This is a genomic window from Mycobacterium sp. GA-1285 (assembly GCF_001499905.1).
In the GTDB taxonomy this organism is placed as follows: Bacteria; Actinomycetota; Actinomycetes; order Mycobacteriales; family Mycobacteriaceae; genus Mycobacterium.
Window position 1 is genome coordinate 147352 of the sequence record NZ_LQIS01000055.1, and the last position, 21224, is coordinate 168575.

Consider the following 21224-nt stretch of genomic DNA (forward strand, 5'->3'; position numbering starts at 1 on the left):
GTGATACGGCCAACCGTCACGCATCGTGACGCATCTGCCCGTTACGAAGCAGCGCATTCACCGCGTCCTCCCATCGCCGAAGCTGCGACGGGGTGTCGAACGGCTCGGGAAGGTGCCGCTCGATGTGGTCGCGCAGCACCCAGGCGCCGAGAGCCAGCACGAGCGGGTTCAGCACGCCCCACGTCGGGTCGAGATCGGGGCGAGTCAGTCCGAGTTCCCGACGTGCTTTCCAACGCGCCGCACCCAAAGTCGCCAGCGTGTCGAACACCTGGCCTCCGAGCGAACTGCCGTCGGTGAGCGCACGTCCGACGTAGGCGACCACATCGGGCTCGCCGGCTACCAGCGAGGTCACTCTGTTGCCGACATCGGTGATGGTGTCGACCGTGGGTTCGGAAATGGGTTGCGCAAGCGTTGTTCCCATCACCTCGAGCACGTGATCATCGACGGCCCTGATCAGGTTCGCCTTGGTCTCGAAGTGGTGTTGCACCAATCCCAGTGAGACGCCGGCCTCCGCAGCCACGGCGCGCAGCGAAGTCGCGGACGTGCCCCGGGCCGCGAAGCACTTGAGCGCCGCTTCCCGGATCCGGTCGACACTCGAACGCTGATGACCACCGGAGGTCCGTTGGTCCGTCGGTGCCGCCGTCATAAATATCCGCAGGTAGCAGTGCTCACCCCCACACAGTAGCCAATACGCCTGTATTGCGAGAAGCCGATACATGTGTATTGTCTGCCTGATCGTCAAGGACCGTCCCGACCGAGAGGAGACGCAGATGCCCGTCGACGAGCGGCCGACCGGCCGAATGGCGCGTCCCGCCCCGGTTGACGCGCCCCACGACGGGTCGATCGGCCCCTGCGTCCAAGCTCCCGACCGGTGGACCCTGGGGGCCGACGAAGGCGCCAAGGAGTTGTGCCGCGCGTGCCCCCGCCGGTGGCTCTGCGCGCAGGAGGCGTGTCGAACGCCCGGAGCGGTCGGCGTGTGGGCCGGCATCTACCTTCCCGACGCCGGCCGGGCCCGCCAGTTCGCGTTGCGGCAACTGCGGTCGCTGGCCGAGCGCAATGGGTTCACCGTTCGACAGGCGGGCTGAACCGCATATTCGAGATCGAGGGTTTCACCGGCGTTGCCAGCGGGCAACCTCTGCGCAACCGATTCCGCGAGCTACCAGGAGACCTCGATGCGCGAGCGCGCCCTCGCCCCCGCCGACAGTCCGGCCGCCGAAGCGGTCGCCACGACAGGCCTCTTCCTCATCTTTACCGCGATCATCGCGGTCGCGGTGAGCGTGGCGAGTTGGGGTGCGTCCGACACACCGTTGGCCGCCGCCGCGGGTCTGGTCGCCGCATTCAGCTTCGCCGCAAGCCTGGTCTGCTTCGGAAAGCAGAGCGCGGACGACTGACACGCGCCGGTACAAGCCTGCGATGATGTCCAGCTGTGGCCCGCTGGTACCCGCTGCTATCCGCCGACGCTGACTTCCTGGCTTCTGCGCCCCACGTCTTCCGCTACGAGAAGCGCTACGCCGCAACCCCGGAACGGGTATGGAAGTCGCTGACGTCCGACGAGTCGCTAGCGGCGTGGGGGCCCGCGGTCAAGAAGGTGACCTGGACATCACCGCGCCCGTTCGGAGTCGGGACCACCCGTGACGTGACCGCCCTCGGCGGCGCCATCCTGCGTGAGCGCTTCTTCGAATGGGACGAGGGCCATCAGAAGTCCTTCTACGTCTACGAGTCGACGTTGCCGCTGTTCAAACGCTTCGCCGAGGATTACATCGTCGAGGCCGACGGCGACCAGACACGGTTCACCTGGGTCGTCGCGATCGAACCGAAGAACGCGATGACCTTGCCCGTCAAAGTATTGGCGCCACTACTCAAGGCAGGCTTCGGGCGCATTCCCAGCGACGGGCAGAAGTTCTTCGCCGCTAGGTAGCTTCTAATGCTTCGCGATCGCCTTCGCCAGGCACCGACAGCTGGGCGGACGGGCGGCTCGACCAATCCAGAGCACTGCGTAGCGAATTCAGTGCGCGAGGGGGGACTCGAACCCCCACGTCCAAAGGACAATGGCACCTAAAACCATCGCGTCTTCCATTCCGCCACTCGCGCATGAGCGTGGCGATCGTACCTCGCAACAACGATCGCCCCGCCTGTCGGACCTGCCCAATACGGTCTGTTGTAGCCGTGTGGAAGGGGCTGCCGTGCGCTCTGCCGACGAGTTCAACGCCGCTAAGCGGCTCATCGCGGCTGGCGTCAAGATTGCGCGATCGCTCGCCTGCTAGGGATTCCGCGTCCGACGATTCAAGATTGGCGTCGTCGTCCTCAGCGTCGCTCACGGCCGTCCAACAGTGCTCGGTGCGGCACCTTTCATGACTTCAACGACATCGCGCCACCCGCCTACGCGTACCTGCTCGGTCTCTACCTCGGCGACGGATGCATCTCGCGCTCAAGACGCGTCTGGCGGTTGAGGATCGTCCTGGACAGTAAGTACCCGGCGATCATCGATCGTTGTCGCCAGGCAATCGATCAGCTGATGCCCGGACAGCGTGCGTCCGTTCAGCAACTACCGAAAAACTGCGTCGAAGTCGGGCTCTACTCCAAACACTGGCCATGCTTGCTCCCGCAACACGGTCCAGGAAGGAAGCACACGCGGCGTATCGCGCTTGAACCGTGGCAGCAGGCGCTCGTCGATCAGGCGACCGAGGAGTTCATCATCGGTCTGATCCATAGCGACGGCTGTCGCGTCGTCGCCAACGATCGCGGCATACGCAGCATCCGGTACCACTTCTCCAACCGCTCGGAGGACATCCTCGGCCTGTTCACGAGCGCGCTGGACAAGCTCGACATCCCGTGGACACGGTCAAGCAGGTACATCGTCTCGGTCTACCGCAAGGCCGCCACCGCCCGCCTCGACGAGTTCGTCGGCCCCAAGGACGTCGCGGTACCGTTGGAAGATGTCCACTACACGGCGTAGGAGGCCGGCGCTCATCGCTTTGGTGATCGTCGGCGCCGTCGGCTGCCTCGCGCTGGCGTGGTGGCAGTGGACGCGCTTCGAATCGGCCTCGGGCAGCTTCCAGAATCTCGGCTACGCGATGCAGTGGCCGTTGTTCGCCGGCTTCGTCGTGTACGCCTACTACAAGTTCGTGCGCTACGAGGAAGCTCCGCCCGAGCCCGCGAAACGCGACCTCACCGAGATCCCCGAGGATCTGCTCCCGCAAAAGCCCTCAGCGACAACCCGATTCGACGACGATGTCGACGACCCCGCACTGCGCGAGTACAACGCCTATCTGGCCGAGCTCGCCGAGAAGGACAAGGAACACCCGGCCACATGACCGAACCGCCGATCACCTCCGCCGAAAACGTCCGCAAGGCACTCCTGGGCTACCGGGTGCTGGCCTGGACGACGGGCATCTGGCTCATCGCGCTCTGCTACGAGATGGTGATGAAGTACGTCTACCACGTCGAGGGCCTGAACTGGATCGCGGTGGTCCACGGCTGGGTCTACTTCGTGTACCTGCTCTTCACCGCCAACCTCGCGGTCAAGGTGCGCTGGCCGATCGGAAAGACCATCGGCGTACTGTTCGCGGGCACCATTCCACTCGTCGGCATCATCGTCGAGCAGGTCCAGACCAGGGAGATCAAGGACCGCTACGGTCTGTAGCCAAGGCCAGATCCGGTTCTGACTCGTTCATTTCACCGATTTTCGGGATCACGAGCGCAGTGAGCGCGGCGACGACGGCCGCACCAGCCGCAATCAACAGCGCCACCCGCAGACCGGCCAGCGACGGCACCTGCTGTCCAACCACAGTCGTGGTCATCACGGTCAGCACCGCACCGATCACCGCGCTCGAGATCGATGTGCCCAGCGACCGTGCGAGTGCATTGATCCCGTTGGCGGCCGCCGTTTCCGACACCGGGACCGCCGCATTGATCAACGCGGGTAACGACGAGAACGCGAAACCGACGCCGACGCTCACCATCACGTTGAACAGGCCCAGCTGCCAGGGGCTGTTCATCAACACCAGTCCCGACAGATAGCCGATCGCCACCACGGTCGATCCGACGAACAGCGTGAACCGTGGGCCGCGCGCATCGGCGATCCGAGCCGCCACCGGGGACGTCAACATCATCGCCAACCCGCCGGGGGCCAGCCACAGACCCGTCTGCAGCATCGACTGGCCGAGGCCGTAGCCCGACCCCACGGGCATCTCGAGGATCTGCGGCGCGATCAACGACATCGCGAACAGCGAGAAGCCCACCGCGATCGATGCCAGATTCGTCGTCAGCACCGGCCGTTTCAGCGTGGTGCGCAGATCGACGATCGGGGCGGCCGTTCGGAACTGCCACAGGGCGAACACACCGAAGATCACCACCGACGAGGCGAACATCGTCACGGTGATCGCGCTGGTCCACCCCCAGCTTCCCCCCTTGGAGATGCCCAGCAGCAGCGTGACGAGCCCGCCCGCGAGACCGATCGCGCCCAGCGCGTCGAACCGGTCGGCCGAAACCGAGGGCAGCCGCGGCACCAGTGCGGCGAACGACACCGCCGAGAGGACCCCGAGTGCGGCGCCGAACCAGAACAACGCGTGCCAGTCGAAGCGATCGGCGATCATCGCCGACAGCGGAAGTCCAAGTGCGCCACCGACACCCAGCGACGCGCTCATCAGTCCCATCGCGGTGCCGACCCGATGAGCCGGCACCGCTGCGCGCATCACGCTGATGCCCAGCGGGATGATCGGCATCCCGAAGCCCTGTAGCCCCCGGCCCACGATCACCGGGATCAGCGCCGTAGTCGTCGCCGCGATCAACGAACCCGCCGTGAGCAGCACGGCACAGATGATCAGGATGGGTTTGGGTCCGTACATGTCGCCGAGCCGGCCGAACATCGGTGTCGCGACCGCCGCCGTCAGCAGCGTCGCGGTGATCACCCACGACGCGTTCGATGCGCCGGTGTTCAGCAATGTGGGCAATTCCGGGATGAGCGGGATGACGAGCGTTTGCATCAGCGACACACTGATGCCCGCCGCAGCCAGCACCGCCACGACGATCGCCGGGTGCCGCGTCCTGCCGACATCGGATTCGACGGAGGAGCGACGCACCCCGGGCATGCTACCGCTTAGTTGACCTATACAAAATTCGCGTTCAGGTTCGACCGGCCAACTCGCGCAGCGCGGGCAGCAGCGCCGTCAGCGCACGGCCACGGTGCGACACCGCATCCTTCTCCGCGGGCTGGAGTTCGGCGGCGGTCCGCGTCGACCCGGCGGGCAGGAACACCGGGTCGTACCCGAATCCGCCGCTCCCGCGTGGCGCGCGGACGATGCTGCCCGGCCACTCCCCCCGCACGACCACCTCGCCGGCGTCGTGCACCAGCGCGCACGCAGAGACGAACGCCGCGCCGCGCCTCTCCGAGGGGACGTCGGCGAGTTGCGCCAACACCAGTGCCGTGTTCGCGGCGTCGTCCCCATGCCGGCCCGCCCATCGCGCCGAAAGCACCCCGGGCATTCCGTTCAAGGCGGCGACTTCCAGCCCGGAATCGTCGGCGACCGTCGCCAGACCCGTCGCGCGATGAGCGTCGCGCGCCTTGGCCAACGCGTTCTCTTCGAATGTCGCCCCCGTCTCGGGCGCCTCGTCGAAGGCGGGCACGTCGTCGAGCGAGAGCAGCGCCAGTCCCGACACCCCCGCCGCCGCCAGCACTCGGTGCAGCTCGGCCAGCTTCTTGCGGTTGCGGCTGGCCACCAGCAGCTCGGTCAGCTTCCGAACGCCTTCTTGGGCGCTTCTTTCGGCTCGGGCAGCACCCCCGGATACGGCAACTCCAACGCCTCACGCTGGATCTCGAAGATCTGCTCACACGCCGTCATCGCCGCGTCGAGCATCTTGTCCAGTGTGGAGCGCGGAAACGTCGCGCCCTCGCCGGTGCCCTGAATCTCGACGAGGGTGCCGGTGTCGGTGGCCACCACGTTCATGTCGACCTCGGCGCGCGAGTCCTCGCTGTAGGGCAGGTCGACGCGGATGCGCCCGTCGACCACGCCGACGCTGACCGCGGCGATCGCGCACGACAGCGGCCGTGGGTCGGACAGCTTGCCCGCCGCCGACAGATAGGTCACCGCATCGGCCAGCGCGACGTAGGCTCCGGTGATCGCGGCTGTTCGCGTGCCCCCGTCGGCCTGCAACACATCGCAGTCGATCGCGATCGTGTTCTCGCCCAGCGCCGCGAGATCGATGCACGCCCGCAACGACCGGCCGACCAGCCGGCTGATCTCCTGAGTGCGCCCACCGATACGGCCCTTGACCGACTCGCGATCGGACCGATCGTGCGTTGCGGCCGGCAACATCGCGTATTCCGCTGTCAGCCAGCCCGTTCCGGAGCCCTTGCGCCAGCGCGGAACACCCTCGGTGACACTTGCCGTGCACATGACGCGCGTCTCGCCGAATTCCACCAGCACCGAACCGGCGGGATGGGTGGTGAAACCACGGGTGATGCGGACCGGTCTCAGCTCGTCGTCCAGCCGGCCGTCTTCTCTTCGGGACACGAGCCAACCCTATCCGCTGGCTCCGACTAGTGATGTCAGCTAGGCCGCGCGCACGACGTCGAACGTCTCGTTGCACACGACGGCGTGCACCGGACCGTCGAACTCGGCCTTGGCCTCGCTGATGACGTCCTCGCGCGACGTCCACGGCGGAATGTGGGTCAGCAAAAGTTCGCCGACGCCGGCCTCGGCGGCGGCGCGGCCCGCCTCGGTGCCCGACAGATGCAGTCTCGGCGGGCGATCCGGCGAGTGCGTCCACGACGCCTCGCACAGGAACACGTCGGCGCCTCGGGCGAGGTCGATGAGGGCGTCGCAGTAGCCGGTGTCCCCGCTGTAGACGAACGTCGCGTCGTGCTGATCGGTGATGCGGATGCCGTAGGACTCGGTCGGGTGGCAGACGAGCTTCGGTGTCACAGTCAGTGAGCCGATGGTCACCGACTGATTGTGCACCCAGTGCCGGATCTCGAAGACGTCCGAGAAATCGTCGACCTCCCCGCCTTCGGGCGACGACGCGGCACCGAGCCGAGCCCAGGTATTGGCGGGGCCGTACAAGATACCGCGCTCCTGCGCCGGCGACGGGTGATAGCGCCGCCACACGAACAGGCCCGGCAAATCGAGGCAGTGGTCGGCGTGTAGGTGTGACAACAACACGTGCACGTCGTTGGGATCGGCGTGGCGCTGCAACGCTCCGAGGACGCCGCCGCCGAAGTCGAGAACCAACGGCGGGGTATCGGGCGCGGTGACGAGATATCCGGACGCCGGCGAATCAGGTCCGACAACACTGCCGGAGCAACCGAGTACGGTGATTCGCACGCTCACTAGCTTGCCATGCCCGATCCAGCTGTGACGAAAACATGGCCGGTTTGAGCGACCGAAATCATCTCGGCGCGCCGGCGTGACGTTGGACAGGTCGAATGCCGTCGAGCGTCGGCCCGAGGAACCGTACGGCAAGCGCGGTGAAGGCGTCAGGGTCTCCCGTCGCTTCGAAGATCCGCTTCGCCGGCGGGGAGTCGTGCGGCCGCAGCAAATCGAGCTGGGTGAGCACCCTCAGCAAGTCCTTGGCGGTCTCCTCGGCGCTCGACACCAACGTGACGTTCTCGCCCATCGCCAACTGGATCAGTCCCGACAGCATCGGGTAGTGGGTGCAGCCCAGCACGAGCGTGTCGACCCGCGCGCGCTGAAGCGGTTCCAGGTATCCCTCGGCGAGCCCGAGCACCTGGCGTCCACTGGTCACACCGCGCTCGACGAAGTCGACGAATCGGGGGCAGGCCACACCGATCACCTCGGTGTCGCGGGCCGCCGCGAAGGCATCCTGGTACGCGCCGGACCCGATCGTCGCCGCGGTGCCGATGACACCGATGCGGCCGTTGCGGGTGGTTGCCACCGCGCGGCGCACCGCGGGCAGGATCACCTCGACGACGGGCACCGGCGCGTAGCGCTCTCGGGCGTCGCGCAGACAGGCCGACGACGCGGTGTTGCAGGCGATGACCAGTGCCTTGATACCGCGCGAGACGAGATCGTCGCCGATCGCCAGCGCGTGTGCGCGCACCTCCGGGATGGACAGCGGCCCGTACGGTCCGTTGGCGGTGTCACCGACGTAGACGATGTTCTCGTCGGGCAACTGGTCGATGATCGCGCGCGCGACCGTGAGCCCGCCGACGCCCGAGTCGAAGATGCCGACGGGCGCCTCCGCAGACACGACCGGGTTCATGACCTCAGGTACGGGTTCGACGCCACGCTCCTGCGTTTCTCGCGAGCCTTGCGCTCCGGGCCGGACAGCAGATACGCCGCGATGACGCCGGCGACCGCCCCGCTCAGATGGCCCTGCCACGACACCCCCGGGGTGCCCGGCAGTACGCCGAGCAGCACGCTGCCGTAGACGAGCAGCACGATCACGCCGACGACGATCTCCCACGCCTTGCGGGTGAAGAACCCGAACACGATGAGGAACGCCAGCCAGCCGAAGATCAGCCCCGAAGCGCCGATGTGGTTGGCCTCGCACCGCACCCCGACGTACGGGCAGTGCATGCCGATGTTGCCGATGAGCCACGTGCCCAGACCACCGAGGATCCACACGATGGCGGTCGCGAAGATGAATCGCGACATCCCCGCCAGCGTCATCAGGAAGCCCAGCACCAGGGCCGGAACGGTGTTGGCGATCAGGTGATCCCAGTTCGAGTGCAGCAGCGGAGCGAACAGGATGCCCACCAGCCCGTCGGACTCCATCGGCCGGATGCCGTTGTCGTCGAGACGGTGGTTCGACAACGAGTCGAACAGTTCGATGACCCACAGCAGCACGACGAAGCTGAAGACGGTGACGGCGCCGACCACCCACGCGGGCCGCTTCCTCGGTTGCGACGGTGTGGTCCCCGGATAGCCGGTCATGCCCATAGCTGCCCTTCAAGCGCGTCTTCGGCGTCATCCAGGCTACCGGCGTACGCACCGGTCGACAGATACTTCCAACCCGCGTCGGCGACGACGAACGCGATGTCGGCCTGCTCGCCGGCCTTGACCGCCTTGGCCGCCATGCCCAGCGCCGCGTGCAGCACCGCACCGGTAGAGATGCCCGCGAATATCCCCTCCACCTGAACCAGATCACGGGTGCGCCTGATCGCGTCGTACGAACCGACGGAATACCGCGTCGTGAGCACCTCCGGGTCGTACAACTCGGGGATGAACCCTTCGTCGATGTTGCGCAACGCGTAAACGCCCTCGCCGTACCGCGGTTCGGCGGCGACGATCTTGACGTCCGGCTTGCGCTCGCGCAGGAACCGCCCGGTCCCCATCAGGGTGCCGGTGGTGCCGAGGCCCGCGACGAAGTGGGTGATCTCCGGCAGGTCCGCGAGCAACTCGGGGCCCGTGCCCTCGTAGTGCGACAACGAATTGGCCTCGTTGCCGTACTGGTAGAGCATCACCCACGAACGATTCTGTGCCGCAAGCTCTTTCGCGTGGGCGACGGCGGTGTTCGAGCCGCCCTCGGCGGGCGAGTAGATGATCCGCGCACCGTACAACTCGAGCAGCTGACGGCGTTCGATCGAGGTGTTCTCCGGCATCACGCAGATCATCTGGTAGCCCTTGAGCAGCGCCGCCATCGCCAGCGAGATGCCGGTGTTTCCACTCGTCGGCTCCAGGATCGTGGCGCCCGGTTGAAGCAGACCCTGTCGTTCGGCCTCCTCGATCATCCGCAGCGCCGGACGGTCCTTGATGGAACCGGTGGGATTGCGATCCTCGAGCTTGGCCCACAGCCGCACATGGGGCTCGGTGTCCCACCGGGGCGAGAGCCGGCGCAGCCCCACCAGCGGTGTGCCGCCCAGCGCTTCCAGCAGCGAGTCGTATCGCGCCATCAAACGACCGCTACCCTCCAGCCACTGCGGGCAGGATCGTCACCGAGTCGCCGTCGGCGACAGTGGTGTCGAGCCCACCCGAGAACCGCACGTCCTCGTCGTTGACGTAGATGTTGACGAACCGGTTCAGCTTCCCGGGGTTGTCCTTGTCCATCAGGCGGTCGGAGATGCCCGAGTAGTTGGCCTCCAGATCGCTGATCACCGCCGCGAGGGTGTCGCCGGACGCGGTGACGCGTTTCTCCCCTCCGGTGTGGGTGCGCAGGATGGTCGGGATGGACACTGAAACGGACGCGACAGACATGCGAAGGGCTCCTTTTAAGTCCGGTATTGATCGACGATCTTGACGGGTTCCTCGGTGACGACCCCGTCGACGATGCGGTAGCTCCGCAGTTCGTGCTCCTCGGGGTGGCGCGTCGACACCAGCACGTAGTGGGCGTCGGGTTCTTGGGCCAGGGAGATGTCGGTGCGGCTGGGATAGGCCTCGGTCCCGGTGTGCGAGTGGTAGATCACGACCGGAACCTCATCGGCGTCGTCCATCTCCCGCCACACCCGCAGCTGCTCCATCGAGTCGAACCGGTAGAACGTCGGCGACCGCTCGGCGTTGGTCATCGCGATGAAGCGTTCCGGACGGTCCGAGCCCTCGGGTCCCGCGATCACGCCGCACGCCTCGTCGGGATGGTCGGCGCGGGCGTGGGCGACCATCGCGTCGACCAGATCCGCTCGGATCACCAACACAGCAGCTACCCCTTTCTTGCCCGAAACTGTATTCCAGCAGCGAAATGTCGAGTAATCGGCTGCTGGAATGCAGTTTCGCGGTTACTCGAACGCTCCGGGCAACATGTCTCGGTACGTGGGTATTCCAGCCACCGACTCGGCGGCCAGTACCCCGACCATCACAGCGCGGGCCAGACAGTCCGCCGCCGCAGCGCCCACCTGCGTGATCAACGGGACCTCCGGCGACATCGACGCCGGCGTGGCCGGATCCGCCGAGACCTCGACCGCGCCGGTGGCCAACGCGAAGACCGTGTCGCCGTCGAGCGGCGTGTGGCACGGCCGGATGGTGCGCGCCAAACCGTCATGTGCGGCAACGGCAACCCGTCGACACCCCGCAGAACTCAGCACGGCGTCGGTCGCTATCACGGCGATGGTCGTGTTGAGCGGGCTGAACTCCTGGTGCCGGGCGGCGTAGGCGGCGATCTGCTCGGCGGGCGGTGGAGTCAACCCGAACTCCTCGATCTGGTACGCCAGCCACGGCAGGCCGGTCGTCGTGTCGAGCACCTCACCCGCGGAGTTGACGATCACCAGGGCGCCCACTGTGACGCCGCAGTCGAGAACCGTCGACGCCGTACCCACGCCGCCCTTGAGCACACCGGCGCGCGCTCCCGTGCCCGCGCCCACGGTGCCGATCGCCACGTCGGTCTCCGCGCTTGCGGCCGCGGCGTAGCCGAACTCCGCGGTCGGCCTGCACTGCCATCCGCCGACCGGGAGATCGAACACCACCGCTGCGGGCACGATCGGCACCACGCCGCCGTCCAGCGCGACGCCGCGACCCTGCTCCTCGAGGTACTGCATCACCCCGTCGGCGGTCGCCAGTCCGTAGGCACTGCCGCCGCTCAAGACCACGGCGTCGACGAGTTGGACCGAGTTGATCGGGTCGAGCAGGTCGGTCTCCCGGGTGCCGGGCGCGCCGCCCCGGCCGTCTACGCCTCCCACGGTTCCAGGCGGCGTCAGCACGACCGTGGTGCCGCTGGCCCAACCAGAACCCAACGTCACGTCCGAATCGAGGCGATGGTGATGTCCCACCCGGATGCCGGCCACGTCGGTGATCGAACTCATCTCGACTTGCCCATCAGCCCCAACACCAGATACTCCTGCAGCACGGTCAACCACTGGTAGACGTCGAGGTGCCCGGCCATCGGATGGTCGGGCGGCAGTTCGTCGGGCCCGTCGGGTGAGATCGCGAGCATGGTGCCCAGCGCCAAGCGCATGTCGTTGACGGCGGCGGCCCAGGCGTGCGCATCGTCCTCGGTCAGCTCGAACTTGCCGCCCTGTGCCGGCATGGTGTCCAGAAGTGTCTGTGCGGCTTTACGTTTCGCATCGATGATGGCCGGCTCATGCAGGCCGCGCAGCGCGCTGTTGAGGCTTTGGGCGGCGCTGGAGCCGGCCGGATGCTCTGTTTGCGGCCGGTAGAAATCCGGCAGCAGGCGTTTCATCGTGTCGTCTTCGGGCGGTGTCGAGTTGCCCGTACGCATGCCGGTGATCGCTTCGAGTTCGTCTGCGGGCGCGGATGATTCGCGCTCTTCCAGCATGCCCACCACCGAGGTGGCGAGGCTTCGCAGCAGGGCGGCCTCGTGCGGCGCAATGGCCGACCGAAAGCGCGCTCCATCGGCGGTCTCCACCCGCTTCCACTTGCGCACGAGTCTGTCAGCGGTCCTGCTGCATGGTCGCCCACAGCCCGGCGGCGTGGAGCTTGGACACGTCGACCTCCATCGCCTCACGGCTGCCCGCCGACACCACCGCCTTGCCCTCGTTGTGCACTTGCAGCATCAATTTAGTCGCATGCGCCTCGGGATAGCCGAACAGCTTCTGGAAGACGTAGGTCACGTAGGTCATCAGGTTCACCGGGTCGTCCCACACGATGGTCACCCAAGGTGTGTCGGCGGCGGCGTCTTCAGTCGCGACAGATTTGACGTCTCGCTCTTCGCGAGTTCCCGGTCGAGCCTTCGCCGGCGTAACCATGTCGTTCAGGATAGCCAACGCATAACCGGCACTTCGAGCTACTACGGTGACGGTGTGACCGCCGCATCCCCGGCCCTGCTCACCGACAAATACGAGCTGACGATGCTCGCGGCCGCACTGCGTGACGGCACCGCGCACCGACGCACCACCTTCGAGATCTTCGCGCGCCGACTGCCCGAAGGGCGTCGCTACGGCGTGGTGGCAGGAACCGCACGGTTTGTGGATGCATTGGCGCAGTTCGAATTCGACGACGCGGCGCTGTCGTCGCTCGCGGATTTCCTCGACCCCGGGACGCTCGCGTATCTGGCCGACTACCGATTCGGAGGCGATGTCGACGGATACGCCGAGGGTGAGCTCTACTTCCCGGGTTCGCCGGTGCTCTCGGTGCACGGCACGTTCGGCCAATGTGTCGTACTCGAGACACTGGCGTTGTCGATCTTCAACCACGACACCGCGATCGCGTCGGCTGCGGCCCGCATGGTCAGTGCGGCCGAGGGGCGGTCCCTGATCGAGATGGGTTCGCGGCGCACCCACGAGCAGGCCGCCGTCGCCGCCGCTCGCGCCGCTTACCTGGCCGGCTTCTCCGGGTCGTCCAACCTGCAGGCCCAGATCGACTACGGGGTTCCGGCCCTCGGCACCAGCGCGCACGCGTTCACTTTGCTCCACACCACCCATGACGGGCCCGACGAGCGCGCGGCGTTCCGAGCCCAGGTCGATGTGCTGGGTGTGGGCACGACGCTGCTGGTGGACACCTACGACATCACCGCGGGTGTGGCGACGGCCGTCGAGGTCGCCGGTCCGGAACTCGGTGCGGTGCGAATCGATTCCGGAGACCTCGGGGTGCTCGCGCGCCAAGTCCGCGCTCAACTCGACGACCTCGGCGCCACCGAGACAAAGATCGTCGTCTCGGGCGATCTCGACGAGTTCTCGATCGCCGGGCTGCGCGCCGAACCCGTCGACATCTACGGCGTCGGGACGTCTCTTGTCACCGGTTCCGGCGCCCCGACCGCCGGAATGGTCTACAAGCTGGTCGAGGTGGACGGCCTACCGGTGGAGAAGCGCAGTACCCACAAGCAATCCCACGGCGGTCGGAAGCAGGCGATGCGGTTCGCCAAGCCGACCGGCACGATCGTCGAGGAGGTCGTATCTCCTTATCACCGTCCGCCGTCCGAACCCGACGGCCTCACCGCGCGAGTCCTCACGGTTCCACTGGTACGGCATGGTGAACCGGTTGCGGATCTGGCCCTCGACGCGGCCCGCGAGCGGGTCAGGGAAGGCTTGATGAGCCTGCCCTGGGATGGGCTGAAGCTGTCGCGCGGCGAACCCGCGGTGCCGACGCGGCTGATTCCTCCCGGCACGTAAGGGTTCACCACGAACGACATGTCGGACATCGCCCAACTGCTGGCCGTCGCCGTCGCGGGTCTCGGCGGCCACGAACGCGCGGGTCAGCTCGAGATGGCCAAGGCGGTCGCCAACGCCTTCGACACCGGTGAGCACCTTGCGGTACAGGCCGGGACGGGCACGGGGAAATCGCTGGCCTACCTGGTCCCGGCGATCGCACGCGCCGTCGAGGCCGACGAACCCGTCGTCGTCTCCACCGCCACCATCGCCCTGCAACGCCAACTCGTCGACCGCGACCTTCCGCGGCTGGCCGAGTCGTTGGCCGACGCGCTGCCGCGCACACCCGAGTTCGCGTTGTTGAAGGGCCGCGGAAATTACTTGTGCCTGAACAAGATCCACATCGGCAGTTCGGCAGGCACCGCCGGCGAGGATGACCGTCCCCAAGAGGAGTTGTTCGAACCGGTGGCGACCAGTGCCCTGGGTCGAGACGTGCAGCGGCTGATCGCCTGGTCGTCGGACACCGGCACCGGCGATCGTGACGAGCTGACCCCCGGCGTCCCCGATCGGTCCTGGTCGCAGGTCAGCGTGTCGGCGCGCGAATGCATCGGTGTGGCCCGGTGCCCGTTCGGCGCCGATTGTTTCGCGGAGAAGGCTCGAAGTCGCGCCGGCAGTGCCGATGTCGTCGTCACCAATCATGCGCTGCTGGCCATCGACGCGATCTCCGACGCCGCCGTGCTGCCCGAACACCATTTGCTCATCGTCGACGAGGCGCACGAGCTGGTCGACCGCGTGACCTCGGTGGCCACCGGCGAGTTGTCCGCGACATCGCTCGGCATCGCACACCGCCGCGCCGCGCGCCTGGTCGACCAGGAACTGGCGCAACGGCTGGAGGCCGCGACGGCGACGCTGTCGTCGGCGATCCACGACACCGAACCCGGCCGCATCGACGTGCTCGACGCCGAGTTGGCGACCTACCTGACCGCGGTGCGCGACGCCGCTTACCGGGCGCGGTCGGCCATCGACACCGCGCCCAGCGACCCGGCGGCCGCATCCGCGCGCACCGAAGCCGTCACCGCCTTGACCGATATCGGCGATGCCGCCTCGCGCGTCCTCGACTCCTTCGTACCGGCGATCCCGGACCGCACGGACGTGGTGTGGATCGAACGTGAGGACACGCGCGCATCCGTACGGACGGTGTTGCGGGTTGCCCCGCTTTCGGTTTCGGAGCTGTTGCGCACCAGGCTCTTTGCGAATGTGACGACGGTACTGACGTCGGCGACGCTGACGATCGGCGGCACCTTCGACGCGATGGCATCGGCGTGGGGGCTGACGGGCGGGCAGACCGAGTGGAAGGGCATCGACGTCGGATCGCCGTTCGAGCATGCGACGTCCGGCATCCTGTACGTCGCAGCGCATCTGCCGCCGCCGGGACGTGACGGCAAAGGTTCCGCGGAACAACTCGACGAAATCGCCGCGCTGATCACCGCGGCGGGCGGGCGAACCCTGGGGCTGTTCTCCTCGATGCGTGCGGCCAAGGCGGCCGCCGAGATCATGCGGGAGCGTCTGGAAACTCCGGTGCTGTGTCAGGGCGAGGACACCACATCGGCGTTGGTCAAGCGGTTCGCCGACGATCCGGAGACATCGCTGTTCGGCACGCTGTCGCTGTGGCAGGGCGTCGACGTTCCCGGACCGTCACTGTCGCTCGTGCTCATTGATCGTATTCCGTTCCCGCGCCCCGACGATCCGCTGTTGACGGCCCGGCAACGGGCGGTGGCCGCCCGAGGCGGCAACGGTTTCATGGCCGTCGCCGCCAGTCACGCGGCGCTGCTGCTGGCCCAGGGCGCGGGACGGCTGTTGCGCAGCGTCGACGACCGCGGCGTGGTCGCCGTGTTGGACTCGCGAATGGCCACCGCCCGCTACGCCGGGTTCCTACGAGCCTCCCTGCCGCCGTTCTGGGTGACCACCGACTCCAACCGTGTGCGTCAGGCACTCGAACGTCTACGCGCGCGGTGATTGTTTTCTATCCTGACAACGGTTCAGTGCGCGCCCGTTGGCCGCCTCGACGGGAAAGGCGTCGCCCATGAATCGACGACACCGGGTCGGCGCGGTGACCGCGATGTTGGCGGTTCTCGTCATCACCGGATGCACCACAACGCTGCGAGGCGAGCCGGTATCGGTGTTCAACGACCCGTTCCGCGTCGCGGGCATGCCGGCGACCGACGGCCCCACCGGTTTGCGTCCGGAAGCGCATGGACCGGCGCGAGTGGTGGTGGGCACCGACGGGAGCGACTCCGACGAACTGGCCCGCCAGGCGATCAGCGACATCGAAGAGTTCTGGGAAGGCGCGTACGGCAACGCTTTCGACAGTCGGTTCGAACCCGTCGATCGCGTGTATTCCTGGGACGCCAACGGATTCGACAGCACCGTGTTCTGCGACACCGACACCTACGGACTGGTCAACGCCGGCTACTGCACCACCGACAACACCATCGGGTGGGATCGCGGCGAGCTTGTGCCGAGCCTGCGGCGAGAGTTCGGCGACATGGGCGTGACGATGGTGCTCGCCCACGAATACGGCCACGCGGTGCAGAGGCAGGCGGGCCTGGTCGACGACGACACCCCGACGCTGGTGTCCGAACAACAGGCCGATTGCCTTGCAGGCGCCTATATGCGCTGGGTCGCCGAAGACGACTCACCGCGCTTCACGCTGTCGACCGGCGAAGGACTCAACAACGTGTTGGCCGCCGTCATCGCGTTTCGCGATCCGCTGTTGAGTGAGGACGACCCCGAAGTCGGTGTCGACGAACACGGTTCGGCGTTCGAACGTCTGTCGGCCTTCCAATTCGGTTTCACGGATGGCCCGTCGGCCTGCGCGGCCATCGACTTGCGGGAGATCGGTCAACGCCGGGGGAATCTGCCGGTGCTCCTACAATCGGACGAGACAGGTGAATGGCCGGTCTCCGAAGAGTCGGTGCGCGCCGTGATGGACGCGATGAACATCCTCTTCAAGCCCGCCAACCCGCCGAAGTTGAGCTTCGACTCCCCTGAGTGCACGAACGCGCGGCCGCGCCCGCCGGTGTCCTACTGCCCTGCGACCAACACGATCGCGGTCGACCTCGATGAGCTCGCGATGATGGGCGCTCAACCCGATGTCGATGATCCGGTCGGCCTGGCCACCGGTGACAACACCGCTTACTCGGTGCTGGTGTCGCGGTACATGCAGGCCATCCAGACCGAGCGCGGCGGCGTCGCACTGGACGACGCCGAGGCCGCGCTGCGCACGGCGTGCCTGACCGGTGTCGCCACCACCAAGCTCTCCAAGAGCGTGACGACCCCGGACGGCAACACCGTCGCTCTGACCGCAGGCGACATCGACGAAGCCGTGTCGGGCATCCTCTTGAACGGCTTGGTCGCCAGCGACGTCAACGGCGAGTCGGTGCCGTCGGGCTTCTCACGCATCGACGCGTTCCGGGTGGGCGTCCTCGGCGACACCGAGCGCTGCTTCAAGCGCTTCGACTAAGTGGTTCAGATCTGCTCAGATCTTTTTGGTCACGCCGTACCAGGCCACGATCGCCTCCGATTGGTCCGTCGTACGGCTGAGGTACGCATACGAGCGGATGAAGGACTCGCCGACACAGCCGTCGATCTTGACCCGGAAGTTGCTCACCATCACCCATGGGTCCGCGCCGGTGAACTTCTTCTTCGTCACGGGTACCACGTTGACCAGACCCGGTTTGAGACCGACGGTGATACCGCCGCCGACATTGCCGCCGAGGCTCGGCAGGATTCCGAAGTCCTCTCCACCACCGGCGATGGTGAGCCCCAGTAGTCCGATGGACGGGTTGATGCCCGCGGTGCCGGTCAGAGAGACGCCGTTCGAGGTGCTCATGTCGATGCCGCAGCCGATCTCGTAGCCGACTTCGAGGCTGCCCTCAGGCGCTTCGTCGCCCGGGCCGATCAGCCGTCCCTTATACGTGCCGCCGACGACATATTCACGTGACGACAACGCAGTCGTCAGCGGAGGTGTCGGTGCCTGGGTCTCTTTCTCGGCGCCCATTTCGAGACGCCAACCGTCGGGCGTCTCGGTCACCGCGGGCGGGGTGGACTCGACGGCACCGTCCGGAGGCGGTGGCGCAGGGGGCGCTCCCTCGGCGGGCACTTCGGCCACGACCGGCTCTGCCTCCGGATCGGCCCATGCGGAAGCTGCGCCCGCGCTGCCAAGTACCCCCGCGACCGCGATCACTGTGACGCCTCGCCGCAGCGCAATCCCAATCGTCACTGGCCACCCTCCATCGTTAGCAACGCTTCGGAACCTACCGCGCCCGATGTATGCCGCGTGCGGATGCTCCCAGAATCCTCCCGATCGCCCGGTCAGGTGGGCATTCGCGGGATGTGGCCCGCCGTCGAGGGTGACTTCGAGACCAGGTGTCAGGCGAGCGTGACGAGGCCGAGCTCGTTGTCGCCCGCCAACAGCGGATGATGCGGCAGCACCCGCACGGTGTAGCCCACCGGTCCCGCGACGGGCAACGGCGCGGTCGCGGAGAAGACCTCTTTCCCGCCGTCGGCGGACCCGGTGTGTGCCATCGGCACCACCACTGGATCGACGAGTTGGTCGCTGGTGTCCACGCGGCCCAGCACGGCTTGCACGGCAACCTCGTCGGGGCGCAGATCCGCCAGGTACACGGTGGCGGTCAGTGTGAGCTCCGAGCCCAGCAGCGGGGTGTCCGGCAGTCCGTAGCTGTCGACGTCGGTGATCTGGACCTTGGGCCACGATTCCTGGGCACGCAACCGGTAGGTGGCCAGATCCCTTGCGGCGCCGAACGGTTCACTGTCACCGCCGGGCTCGACGGTGCGTCGCAGCGATTGTGCCGCTGGCGCGTAGTACTTCTTGGTGTAGTCGCGCACCATCCGAGACGCCAGAACCTTGGGCCCCAGCACGATCAGCGTGTGCCGCACCATCTCGACCCAGCGCGCCGGGACGCCGCGCTCGTCGCGGTCATAGAACTTCGGCGCGACCGAATTTTCCAGCAGGTCGTAGAGAGCCGCCGCCTCGAGGTCGTCACGGCGATTCTCGTCGGCAAGACCTTTGGCGGTCGGAATCTCCCAACCGTTCTCGCCGTCGTACCACTCGTCCCACCACCCGTCGCGGATCGACAGGTTCAGCCCGCCGTTGAGCGCGCTCTTCATGCCCGACGTGCCACACGCCTCCAGCGGCCGCAGCGGATTATTCAGCCACACATCGCATCCCCAGTACAACTGGCGCGCCATCGACATGTCGTAGTCGGGCAGGAAAGCGATCCGGTGCCGAACCTGGGGCCGGTCGGCAAACTTGACCACCTGCTGGATCAGGGCCTTGCCGCCGTCATCGGCGGGATGGGATTTCCCGGCGACGATGAGCTGAATCGGCCGTTGATCGTTGAGCAGCAGCCGCTCCAACCGTCCGGGGTCGCGCAGCATCAACGTCAGGCGCTTATAGGTCGGCACCCGCCGCGCGAATCCGATCGTCAGGACGTTGGGGTCGAAAGCTGTTGTGATCCAACCTAACTCGGCTTCGGCGGCGCCGCGTTCCAGATAGGAGCGACGCAACCTCGCACGCACGTCCTCGACGAGCTGCTCGCGCAGCTGCGAGCGGATCCCCCACAGACGACTGGTGTCGACCTGTTGCAGCCGGCCCCACACCGCGGGTTCGCGCGCGCTGCTGAGGTCCTCGCTGCCGAGCAGTTCGCGGCCGAGTTCCATCCACTGCGGCGCCGCCCAGGTCGGCGCGTGCACACCGTTGGTGATCGATCCGATCGGCACCTCGTCGGGATCGAACCCCGGCCACAACTCGTTGAACATGTGCCGACTGACGTTGCCGTGCAGCAACGAGACACCATTGGCGCGCTGCGCCAGACGCAGGCCCATGTGCGCCATGTTGAACTTGGTCGGGTCGTCCTCCTCGCCGAAGGCGATGATGCGATCGAGCGGAAGGCCGGGCAATAGCCGGGAGGTTTCGGACGGTCCGCTTGATCCATGCTCTTCGCGCGAGCGCTCATCGACGGAGCCGCCGAAGTACCGCCGCACCATCTCCACCGGGAACCGGTCGATACCCGCGGGGACCGGGGTGTGCGTGGTGAACACCGTCGACGAGCGCACCACCGTCAGCGCGGTGTCGAAGTCGAGCCCGGCGTCGATGAGTTCACGGATGCGCTCCACACCGAGGAAGCCGGCGTGTCCCTCGTTCATGTGGAACACCTCTGGCGAGGGCCGCCTCTCCAACTCGATGAACGCCCGGATCGCCCGGACTCCGCCGATACCGGCGAGGATCTCCTGCTTGATCCGGTGTTCCTGGTCGCCGCCGTAGAGCCGGTCGGTCACACCGCGCAGATCGTGGTCGTTCGCGGGGACGTCGGAATCCAGCAGCAGCAACGGAATTCGGCCCACTTGGGCGATCCACACCCGCGCCCGCAGCTGATTGTCGTATCCGCTTTCGCTGGGCATCGCAACCGAGACAAGCACCGGTTGGCCGTCGCGGTCGGTGAGCAGCCGGAGCGGCAGCCCCTGCGGGTCCAGGGCCGGGTAGCTCTCGTGCTGCCAGCCGTCGGCGGTCAGCGATTGCCGGAAGTAACCCGAGCGGTAGAGCAGTCCGACGGCGATCAGCGGCAAGCCGAGATCCGATGCCGCCTTGAGGTGGTCACCGGCGAGGATGCCGAGTCCGCCGGAGTAATTCGGTAGGGACTCGGCCACCCCGAACTCCATCGAGAAGTACGCGATGCCGTTGGGCACCTGGGCACCGCGTTCGATCTCGTGCTGGTACCACAGCGGCCGGTTCAGATAGTCGTCGAGATCGGCGGCCAGCCCGTCGAGGCGGCGCAAGAACGCCTCGTCGTCGGCGAGGGTGTCCAGCCGTCGCGGGCTGACCTGCCCCAGCAGGCCGACCGGATCGCAACCGACCCGCTTCCACAGCTCCGGGTCGATCGTTTCAAACAGCTCCTGCGTCGGCCGATCCCAGGACCAGCGCAGGTTGATCGACAACCGTTCGAGCGCCACCAGCCGGTCGGGCAGATGCGCTCGGACAGTGAACCTTCTCAGCGCTTTCATCGGGCCATCACGCGAGACAACATTACTGACAATCCGCCGGCTCGCAGGGGGCCCGGGCGCACTGCTTGCCGCGCTTCGGGTTGGGCTGCGCACTAACGTGGGTATAGGGCGCGGCGAGGCTTGTTCATCTCGGCTGTGAACTCGACGCAGACGACACAGCGGCCACGTCGGAGTGCCGGCGAAGCACCCGGTGGCCGCGCCAGAAGAAGGA

General features: G+C 66.9%; 24 protein-coding genes and 1 tRNA gene. 9 read left to right on the plus strand and 16 right to left on the minus strand.

Annotated elements, in window-relative coordinates; genetic code table 11:
• Positions 1–16: 16 nt before the first annotated feature.
• On the minus strand, positions 17–646 hold the full coding sequence (locus AU193_RS22400) for a TetR/AcrR family transcriptional regulator (protein ID WP_064424577.1): 630 nt from the start codon (positions 644–646) through the stop codon (positions 17–19).
• Positions 647–800: 154 nt separating this feature from the next.
• On the opposite strand from AU193_RS22400, the gene AU193_RS22405 reads away from it, so the two are divergent.
• The 3 genes from AU193_RS22405 (at position 801) to AU193_RS22415 (ending at position 1918) form a co-directional block, all read left to right on the plus strand.
• Positions 801–1085 carry a WhiB family transcriptional regulator gene (locus AU193_RS22405; protein ID WP_064424626.1) on the plus strand — a complete coding sequence of 95 codons (285 nt, stop codon included), beginning with the start codon at positions 801–803 and terminating at the stop codon, positions 1083–1085.
• Positions 1086–1172: 87 nt separating this feature from the next.
• Entirely contained in the window at positions 1173–1391 is a 219-nt protein-coding gene (locus AU193_RS22410; protein ID WP_064424627.1) for a hypothetical protein, read from the plus strand.
• 35 nt (positions 1392–1426) lie between these two features.
• A complete protein-coding gene (locus tag AU193_RS22415; RefSeq protein ID WP_064424578.1) occupies positions 1427–1918 on the plus strand; it encodes an SRPBCC family protein in 492 nt (163 codons plus the stop codon).
• A gap of 91 nt (positions 1919–2009) precedes the next feature.
• Here AU193_RS22415 and AU193_RS22420 read toward each other — a convergent pair.
• Positions 2010–2091, minus strand: a tRNA-Leu gene (locus tag AU193_RS22420).
• A gap of 505 nt (positions 2092–2596) precedes the next feature.
• Here AU193_RS22420 and AU193_RS23705 point away from each other — a divergent pair.
• The 3 genes from AU193_RS23705 to AU193_RS22435 are packed head-to-tail and all read left to right on the plus strand — an operon-like array spanning position 2597 to position 3643.
• The gene (locus tag AU193_RS23705) at positions 2597–2956 is read left to right on the plus strand and encodes a hypothetical protein (RefSeq protein ID WP_253868019.1); all 360 of its coding nucleotides are present in this window, start codon (positions 2597–2599) and stop codon (positions 2954–2956) included.
• A complete protein-coding gene (locus AU193_RS22430; RefSeq protein WP_064405484.1) occupies positions 2937–3314 on the plus strand; it encodes a hypothetical protein in 378 nt (125 codons plus the stop codon). Before AU193_RS23705 ends, AU193_RS22430 begins: the two co-directional genes overlap by 20 nt.
• Positions 3311–3643 carry a DUF3817 domain-containing protein gene (locus tag AU193_RS22435; RefSeq protein ID WP_064424580.1) on the plus strand — a complete coding sequence of 111 codons (333 nt, stop codon included), beginning with the start codon at positions 3311–3313 and terminating at the stop codon, positions 3641–3643. The genes AU193_RS22430 and AU193_RS22435 overlap by 4 nt, the downstream gene beginning before the upstream one ends.
• Here AU193_RS22435 and AU193_RS22440 read toward each other — a convergent pair.
• The 12 genes from AU193_RS22440 to clpS all read right to left on the minus strand — a co-directional run bounded on the left by AU193_RS22440 (position 3621) and on the right by clpS (position 12592).
• On the minus strand, positions 3621–5081 hold the full coding sequence (locus tag AU193_RS22440; RefSeq protein ID WP_256364343.1) for an MFS transporter: 1461 nt from the start codon (positions 5079–5081) through the stop codon (positions 3621–3623). The two genes, AU193_RS22435 and AU193_RS22440, sit on opposite strands and share 23 nt — an antisense overlap.
• A 43-nt stretch (positions 5082–5124) precedes the next feature.
• Complete coding sequence (rdgB, locus tag AU193_RS22445; protein ID WP_064424582.1) at positions 5125–5733, minus strand: RdgB/HAM1 family non-canonical purine NTP pyrophosphatase; 609 nt, start codon at positions 5731–5733, stop codon at positions 5125–5127.
• Positions 5730–6512 carry a ribonuclease PH gene (gene rph / locus AU193_RS22450; protein ID WP_064424583.1) on the minus strand — a complete coding sequence of 261 codons (783 nt, stop codon included), beginning with the start codon at positions 6510–6512 and terminating at the stop codon, positions 5730–5732. Before rph ends, rdgB begins: the two co-directional genes overlap by 4 nt.
• Before the next feature lie 39 nt (positions 6513–6551).
• Positions 6552–7328 (minus strand): cyclic nucleotide-degrading phosphodiesterase, encoded by a 777-nt coding sequence (locus AU193_RS22455; RefSeq protein ID WP_064424584.1) that lies wholly within the window; start codon positions 7326–7328, stop codon positions 6552–6554.
• Positions 7329–7386: 58 nt separating this feature from the next.
• Positions 7387–8220 carry a glutamate racemase gene (gene murI / locus AU193_RS22460; RefSeq protein ID WP_064424585.1) on the minus strand — a complete coding sequence of 278 codons (834 nt, stop codon included), beginning with the start codon at positions 8218–8220 and terminating at the stop codon, positions 7387–7389.
• Positions 8217–8900, minus strand: coding sequence for a rhomboid family intramembrane serine protease (locus AU193_RS22465; RefSeq protein WP_064424586.1), 684 nt, complete (start codon positions 8898–8900; stop codon positions 8217–8219). Before AU193_RS22465 ends, murI begins: the two co-directional genes overlap by 4 nt.
• A complete protein-coding gene (locus AU193_RS22470; protein ID WP_064424587.1) occupies positions 8891–9853 on the minus strand; it encodes a cysteine synthase in 963 nt (320 codons plus the stop codon). The genes AU193_RS22465 and AU193_RS22470 overlap by 10 nt, the downstream gene beginning before the upstream one ends.
• A 10-nt stretch (positions 9854–9863) precedes the next feature.
• Positions 9864–10154, minus strand: coding sequence for a MoaD/ThiS family protein (locus AU193_RS22475; protein WP_064424588.1), 291 nt, complete (start codon positions 10152–10154; stop codon positions 9864–9866).
• Between the two features lie 14 nt (positions 10155–10168).
• Positions 10169–10588, minus strand: a complete 420-nt coding sequence (locus AU193_RS22480; RefSeq protein WP_064424589.1) for a Mov34/MPN/PAD-1 family protein — start codon at positions 10586–10588, stop codon at positions 10169–10171.
• An 81-nt stretch (positions 10589–10669) separates the two neighbouring features.
• On the minus strand, positions 10670–11689 hold the full coding sequence (locus AU193_RS22485; RefSeq protein ID WP_064424590.1) for a P1 family peptidase: 1020 nt from the start codon (positions 11687–11689) through the stop codon (positions 10670–10672).
• Complete coding sequence (locus tag AU193_RS22490) at positions 11686–12270, minus strand: DUF2017 domain-containing protein (RefSeq protein WP_064424591.1); 585 nt, start codon at positions 12268–12270, stop codon at positions 11686–11688. The genes AU193_RS22485 and AU193_RS22490 overlap by 4 nt, the downstream gene beginning before the upstream one ends.
• Before the next feature lie 7 nt (positions 12271–12277).
• Positions 12278–12592, minus strand: coding sequence for an ATP-dependent Clp protease adapter ClpS (clpS, locus tag AU193_RS22495; protein ID WP_064424592.1), 315 nt, complete (start codon positions 12590–12592; stop codon positions 12278–12280).
• 21 nt (positions 12593–12613) lie between these two features.
• Between clpS and AU193_RS22500 the strand changes: the two genes are divergently transcribed.
• The 3 genes from AU193_RS22500 to AU193_RS22510 all read left to right on the plus strand — a co-directional run bounded on the left by AU193_RS22500 (position 12614) and on the right by AU193_RS22510 (position 17453).
• A complete protein-coding gene (locus AU193_RS22500) occupies positions 12614–13954 on the plus strand; it encodes a nicotinate phosphoribosyltransferase (RefSeq protein WP_371259274.1) in 1341 nt (446 codons plus the stop codon).
• A gap of 18 nt (positions 13955–13972) precedes the next feature.
• Positions 13973–15946: an ATP-dependent DNA helicase gene (locus AU193_RS22505; RefSeq protein WP_064424594.1), complete on the plus strand. Its 1974-nt coding sequence runs from the start codon at positions 13973–13975 to the stop codon at positions 15944–15946.
• A 67-nt stretch (positions 15947–16013) separates the two neighbouring features.
• Complete coding sequence (locus tag AU193_RS22510; protein WP_064424595.1) at positions 16014–17453, plus strand: neutral zinc metallopeptidase; 1440 nt, start codon at positions 16014–16016, stop codon at positions 17451–17453.
• Positions 17454–17468: 15 nt separating this feature from the next.
• Here the strand turns inward: AU193_RS22510 and AU193_RS22515 are convergent, their stop codons facing one another.
• Both AU193_RS22515 and glgP read right to left on the minus strand, forming a co-directional pair.
• Positions 17469–18212: an MspA family porin gene (locus AU193_RS22515; RefSeq protein WP_082683107.1), complete on the minus strand. Its 744-nt coding sequence runs from the start codon at positions 18210–18212 to the stop codon at positions 17469–17471.
• A gap of 149 nt (positions 18213–18361) precedes the next feature.
• Positions 18362–21013: an alpha-glucan family phosphorylase gene (glgP, locus tag AU193_RS22520; protein WP_064424596.1), complete on the minus strand. Its 2652-nt coding sequence runs from the start codon at positions 21011–21013 to the stop codon at positions 18362–18364.
• Positions 21014–21224: the final 211 nt, after the last annotated feature.

Excerpts from the sequence above, each read along its gene's own strand:
- AU193_RS22400 (WP_064424577.1), bottom strand. The coding sequence starts at position 646 with ATGACGGCGGCACCGACGGACCAACGGACCTCCGGTGGTCATCAGCGT.
- AU193_RS22405 (WP_064424626.1), top strand. The coding sequence starts at position 801 with ATGGCGCGTCCCGCCCCGGTTGACGCGCCCCACGACGGGTCGATCGGC.
- AU193_RS22410 (WP_064424627.1), top strand. The coding sequence starts at position 1,173 with ATGCGCGAGCGCGCCCTCGCCCCCGCCGACAGTCCGGCCGCCGAAGCG.
- AU193_RS22430 (WP_064405484.1), top strand. The coding sequence starts at position 2,937 with ATGTCCACTACACGGCGTAGGAGGCCGGCGCTCATCGCTTTGGTGATC.
- AU193_RS22435 (WP_064424580.1), top strand. The coding sequence starts at position 3,311 with ATGACCGAACCGCCGATCACCTCCGCCGAAAACGTCCGCAAGGCACTC.
- murI (WP_064424585.1), bottom strand. The coding sequence starts at position 8,220 with ATGAACCCGGTCGTGTCTGCGGAGGCGCCCGTCGGCATCTTCGACTCG.
- AU193_RS22465 (WP_064424586.1), bottom strand. The coding sequence starts at position 8,900 with ATGGGCATGACCGGCTATCCGGGGACCACACCGTCGCAACCGAGGAAG.
- AU193_RS22470 (WP_064424587.1), bottom strand. The coding sequence starts at position 9,853 with ATGGCGCGATACGACTCGCTGCTGGAAGCGCTGGGCGGCACACCGCTG.
- AU193_RS22475 (WP_064424588.1), bottom strand. The coding sequence starts at position 10,154 with ATGTCTGTCGCGTCCGTTTCAGTGTCCATCCCGACCATCCTGCGCACC.
- AU193_RS22485 (WP_064424590.1), bottom strand. The coding sequence starts at position 11,689 with ATGAGTTCGATCACCGACGTGGCCGGCATCCGGGTGGGACATCACCAT.
- clpS (WP_064424592.1), bottom strand. The coding sequence starts at position 12,592 with ATGGTTACGCCGGCGAAGGCTCGACCGGGAACTCGCGAAGAGCGAGAC.
- AU193_RS22505 (WP_064424594.1), top strand. The coding sequence starts at position 13,973 with ATGTCGGACATCGCCCAACTGCTGGCCGTCGCCGTCGCGGGTCTCGGC.
- AU193_RS22510 (WP_064424595.1), top strand. The coding sequence starts at position 16,014 with ATGAATCGACGACACCGGGTCGGCGCGGTGACCGCGATGTTGGCGGTT.
- glgP (WP_064424596.1), bottom strand. The coding sequence starts at position 21,013 with ATGAAAGCGCTGAGAAGGTTCACTGTCCGAGCGCATCTGCCCGACCGG.